This is a genomic window from Sphaerospermopsis reniformis (assembly GCF_005402885.1).
GTDB lineage: Bacteria > Cyanobacteriota > Cyanobacteriia > Cyanobacteriales > Nostocaceae > Sphaerospermopsis > Sphaerospermopsis kisseleviana.
Map to the genome: position 1 here is coordinate 1 of NZ_BJCE01000309.1, position 5,178 is coordinate 5,178.

At 36.6% G+C, this 5,178-nt stretch carries 3 protein-coding genes and 1 pseudogene; 2 read left to right on the forward strand and 2 right to left on the reverse strand.

Annotation, left to right across the window (positions count from 1 at the left end):
• The coding region (locus FFR48_RS25075) for a tetratricopeptide repeat-containing S1 family peptidase (RefSeq protein ID WP_137669243.1) at positions 1 to 2,234 on the reverse strand (2,234 nt) is incomplete at its 3' end.
• Between the two features lie 333 nt (positions 2,235 to 2,567).
• Positions 2,568 to 3,110: a COP23 domain-containing protein gene (locus tag FFR48_RS25080; RefSeq protein ID WP_096566959.1), complete on the reverse strand. Its 543-nt coding sequence runs from the start codon at positions 3,108 to 3,110 to the stop codon at positions 2,568 to 2,570.
• 301 nt (positions 3,111 to 3,411) lie between these two features.
• Here FFR48_RS25080 and FFR48_RS30665 point away from each other — a divergent pair.
• Together FFR48_RS30665 and FFR48_RS25085 are read left to right on the forward strand one after the other, a co-directional pair.
• Positions 3,412 to 3,510 (forward strand): annotated as a pseudogene (locus FFR48_RS30665) (4-Cys prefix domain-containing protein); the annotation flags it as partial.
• Positions 3,511 to 3,513: 3 nt separating this feature from the next.
• Positions 3,514 to 5,058: a serine/threonine-protein kinase gene (locus tag FFR48_RS25085; protein WP_137669244.1), complete on the forward strand. Its 1,545-nt coding sequence runs from the start codon at positions 3,514 to 3,516 to the stop codon at positions 5,056 to 5,058.
• Positions 5,059 to 5,178 lie beyond the last annotated feature (120 nt).

Genomic DNA, 5,178 nt, shown 5'->3' on the forward strand with positions numbered 1-5,178 from the left:
TGCTTATCTCCTAAATCATCACGGACATTTCCCCGGCCGATGTAGGCATTGGCATAGTTAGGATTAATCTTGATAGCTTGGTTGTAATCATCTATAGCACCTTGCTTATCTCCTAATTCATCACGGATAACTCCCCGGTTGTTGTAAAATGCTGCACGGGGACTGAGTTCAATGGCTTTATTTATCGCTGCCTCTGCTTCTCTATATTTTTTTAAAGCGCCTAGAACTCCCCACTTCTCATTATACAAATTAGGATTATTCGGCTGGAGTTGAATCGCTTCATTGATAGCTACTAAGGCTTTATCCAGTTGGTTTGATTCTCTATAAGCTACACTTAAATAATCCCAAGCAGGAACAAACTCTGGTTTAAATTTCACTGCTAGTTCTAATGCAGTTATAGCTTCTGGATATTCTCCACTCCAAGATAACGCCAAACCTTTGCCATAATAAGCCAGGTGAATAAACTCTGGTTTTTGCTTAATTGCTTCATTAAAAGCCTGTATTGCTTCTGGATAACGACGTAACCGCCACAGTTGATTTCCTCTTGCTAACCATTGACTGGCGGTAGTATTACTTTGAGATACATCTACTGATAAAATCGCTGTTTGAATAGACTTAACTTGTTGTGGATTTAGTTCTGGTGTTGGAGTGGTTTCTATCTTTTGTGCTGAGGTGTTCAGTCGGGTAGCTAATGCCAAAAATGTACTTACCGGAATACCCAAACTATTACCTAATTGGATAGTTTCTTGACTACTACTATTATTATCAATAGCAGTTTCTCCATCAGTTCTGCCATGAATACCTATTACCCGCCCTTGGGAATCTAAAACCGGTCCCCCGCTCATACCACCAAAGGTGATACTACTATAAACTAATTCATATCCTCCTGTTAAGGAACTAGCACTTTGTGATGTACCAGAACTATTAGTATTAAAATCTGATTGGGTAGTAGCTAATAATCCTCTTTCCTTACTATAAATTTGTCCCAATGTAAACCGCCAAGGTGATTTTTCTCCTAACCTGGGATAACCCGCCGTGAACATATATTCATCATCTCTTGGGTTATAATTTGCTAAGGTGGCAACTTGATAATTGTCCTGACTGGTGAATTTAACTACTGCTAAATCTACCCCCTCTTCTAATTTAATCGTGCTTGGTTCTACGTTATATTGTTTACCATCTACTGTGAGGATTTTATAAGTATTTGCCTCGCATAGTCCTATTTGATCTGGTGGTTTACAAACTACATGAGCCGCAGTTAAAACGGTGTAAATATCTCCTTCCTTAGCGATAATTACCCCTGAACCATTAGTACCGCTACTACTATCAATTCTGACGGTAATTTGTTGAGCTTTTGCTTCTAATTCTCCTAACCAACCTGTTAATGGTACTTCTGCTATTGTCTGTTTAATATCTGGGATAGGTAAATTATAAGCGGTGAGAACTTCTGGTTTAACTTGAGCTAAAACGGTTTTAATGGGTATTCCCCAACTCAGTTTTCTGAACTCTTGAATTTCTGGATTTGTGGGGCGTTTTCCGTTGGTATAAATATAAGCAGAATTGACTAAAGGATAGGAACTAATGCCATTAATTCCTATTAAATTTCCTGTATTACTAATAATTGGACCGCCACTCATTCCTTGTTGAATATCGCTGGTATAGCCAATTTCATAACCATCTTTTAAACTCGGTTGGGAGATGATTTGTTGTACTTCTCCTGTTGTCAATACTAATTTATCTTCAGATACAGCATATCCTGCGGCCATAACTGGTGTTTCTAGGTTAATATCAAAGGAGGCGATTCTGTCCGCAATTTCTGATGGTAAACAATATTGTTGATTAGATGTAAATTCTAATATAGTTAAATCAAATTGATCAAAGTTAGTATTAGGTAATATCTTAGCTGCATATTTTTGACCATCGGCTGTGATAATATTGATGTTATTAATTCTTCTGACAACGTGGGAATTAGTCACTACTAAATAAGAGTTACCTTTTCTAGCGAAAATTGTCCCGGAAGCGCCTCTTTCTTTGTCTCTGACTCTAACTGTAATTTGTTTAGCAATGGTTTCTAATTGTCGGTTTGAATAAATACCGTTTAGTGGATCTTCTGGTTGTAATTTGCACTTTTGGGATATTGGTGTAAGTTTTGTAGTTTTGATTTGGGTTTCTATTGCTGACACTGGATAGGGTAGCAGTAGTAAGCAGGAGATAATGGCAATTTGACGTTTCATAATTAGTTAAATAGTGTTTTTATTAGTAGTGGTTTACCCCCCTTAATCCCCCTTTGTCAAGGAGGGGGAGGGTTCTGACAAGGGTAGGTTTTTAATATTATCTGTGAAGGCAGGACCAGGAAGACAAGGAGGGAAAGTAGACAAGGAAGATTTTATACGAAAAATGTACTTCGGCTTCGCTCAGTACAAGGTCTGTTTAGCCTCAGTTTTTGTTACCAATTGTACATTCTAGTTACGTATTTTCTCCCTTGTCACCTTGTCTGCCTTGTCCTCCAAGTCTTGCCCTCACGACAATGTAAAATACCTACCCTTGTGAGAGGGTGGGGTATTTTGTTATTTAGAGATATTTCTGAGATATTCACCCAGATTCAAGTAAGTATTTTCACCGGAATTTTGCCAATTTAAGTCTGAAGTTCTACCTTCTCTGATTTCATTAAGTTCAGCTAAAACTGTAGTGGGGTTTACACCTGGTCTGACACTAAATAAAATATTGTTTTTATTGCATTGACCAGGTTTAGCTGCACAGATAACTCCCAAACCGTTCAACTTACCGGTTGTTAAATAATCTAATTGGCCTTGTTGGTGAAATTGCTGGAATTTTCTACTTACTGTTTCACAGCGTTTTGTAGGAGTCCATCCGCTATTGGGAAAAGAGTCGGATCTCCAAGCAATTATGGGTACATAAGGGTCATGTTTTTTGTTGGGAACGAAGGCCATGGTAGTGGGAACTTTTTCCGTATTACCTTTGTAAGAAATTGAACGACAAGCAAAACTAACTTCTTGCTTGGGAATCTCTTGACTCAAACCGGGGTTAACACTCAGGGTAACTGTCAATGCGGTGAATGTTAAGACACTAGTTAATGCTGGTAGTTGCATAATACTTGACCTTTGATTACTGAATTTTGGTGATTATGGCGCTACTTTCTTTTAAACTTTATAGGTGTTGGTGAGTGAAAATATGAATTTTTCTCACGCAGAGACGCAGAGGCGCGGAGTTTGAGATATGGAATTTTTGATTTTCATGTCTCAATTCAGCAAGGCTACTTGATACACAGATAAATTAATTATATACTAATTTTTTGAAAATATTCAGGTGTTTACTTAGAAGTTCATTTTATGATACAATCCAATCTGATGGATCAATACTGTAACTATATCATGTATTATTTTATCTATCATGTACTATTGTACCCGACCCCACTGCCCTAGTCCTGAAAACCGTTTTCCTGACTCTCCAGATTCTCACACTAAGTCGGGGATATTTTGTCAAGCTTGTGGAATGCCCCTAATATTACAGGGGAGAAAGGGACATTATCAAACTATTAAACCTCTGGGGAAAGGGGGATTTGGCGCTACTTTTCAAGCTATTGATTTAGATTCTGTGAATCAGCGTCAATGTGTGATCAAACGATTGAATATTAAAGTTGATGAGATACAAGCTAAAGTTGATGCGATTCAATCCGCAAATAATGATCCAGAGGTTGTTAACAGAATAATTCAAGGAATCAAAGCAGCTTTTGATCGAGAAGCTCAGGTTTTAGAATTTTTAGGTGATAATAGCGGGAATATTCCTACTTTATATGATTATTTTTCCTTTACTGCTCCTGCTTTTGGTCAACAAAAAGAACTTGAGTTTAAATATTTAGTACAACAATATATCCAAGGTGAAGATATATCTAAGGAACTCAGAAGGAAAGGTCGTTTTTCCGAAACAGAGATTTTAGATTTTTTAAAGCAAATTTTACCGATTTTACAATTTATTCATGATCAAAATTCTATCCATCGAGATATTAAACCCAGTAATATTGTTAGAGAAACAGCCACACAAAAACTATTTTTAATTGATTTTGGGGCAGTAAAACAGGTTTTCTCCGGTCAAATAAATGTACAATCAGCTATAGTTTTTCATACAAAAGTATACGCTGCTCCTGAACAAAGACCTGAAGAAGGAATAATAGGACAAATTTATCCGTCTAGTGATTTATATAGTTTGGCTGTTACTTGTCTGGAGTTACTCACAGGTACAACTCCCGTTGATTACCTTAGCAATAATTACCAAAATTGGCGACAACAAGCTAGTAGAATTATTAGCCCTTCTCTAGCTAATATTTTAGATAAAATGCTCAAGGTTAACCCTAGACATCGGTTTCAATCAGCAGCAGAAGTGATGAAGGCTATAAATGAATCTCGAATAAGTAAACCACTGACTGAACCACTGACTGAACCACCAACAATTATTCCTAAACAACTTGAAACATTAAAGCCTTTATTGATCAAATCGGTGTTTTTGATATTGCCAATAATTGTTGGTGTGATAGGTGTTAATAGTTATTTGCGATCACCAAAAGTAGTAGAAGTAGTAGAATATGCAAAATCTGGGATTAAGTTTCAATATCCTAAAGATTGGGAAGAAACGCCAGCTATAGATCAATTAACGCGAATTGTTCCGAAAAATACGATTTCATCTTCTCTAACTCCAGAGTTTTTTATCACTACAGAGGAGTTATTCTCGTCGGAAACTTTGGAAGATTATACTAAGTTTTCTATCCAACGAATTGAAGAATCAGGACAAAATACGAAAATTATCAAATCTGAACCTATACAACTTGGTGAAACACAAGGTTATCAAGTAGTTTATGAAAGTAGAGATAATATTCACAAGGTAAATTTCCAAGAAATGCAAGTATGGATTGTTAATGGTCAAAAAGCCTATATTCTCACCTATCGCGCTGAAGATAAATCCTATCCAGAGTTTGTAAAAACTGTGGAAGACACTATAATTAAATCCTTTAAACTGGAAACATCCAGAAACAAACTCTGGTAATTAGGGTTTGCTGAATAAACCTAAAACCTTGATATATCAAAGGTTAGAGGCTGATAAACACAGAAATTAGTGCAAGGGTTTTGAAGGGTATACCGGAAAAAGTGTGCATTTTTTGGGATT

Bases quoted from the DNA above. Each gene is read 5' to 3' on its own strand.
- FFR48_RS25080 (WP_096566959.1), bottom strand. From the start codon at position 3,110: ATGCAACTACCAGCATTAACTAGTGTCTTAACATTCACCGCATTGACA.
- FFR48_RS25085 (WP_137669244.1), top strand. From the start codon at position 3,514: ATGCCCCTAATATTACAGGGGAGAAAGGGACATTATCAAACTATTAAA.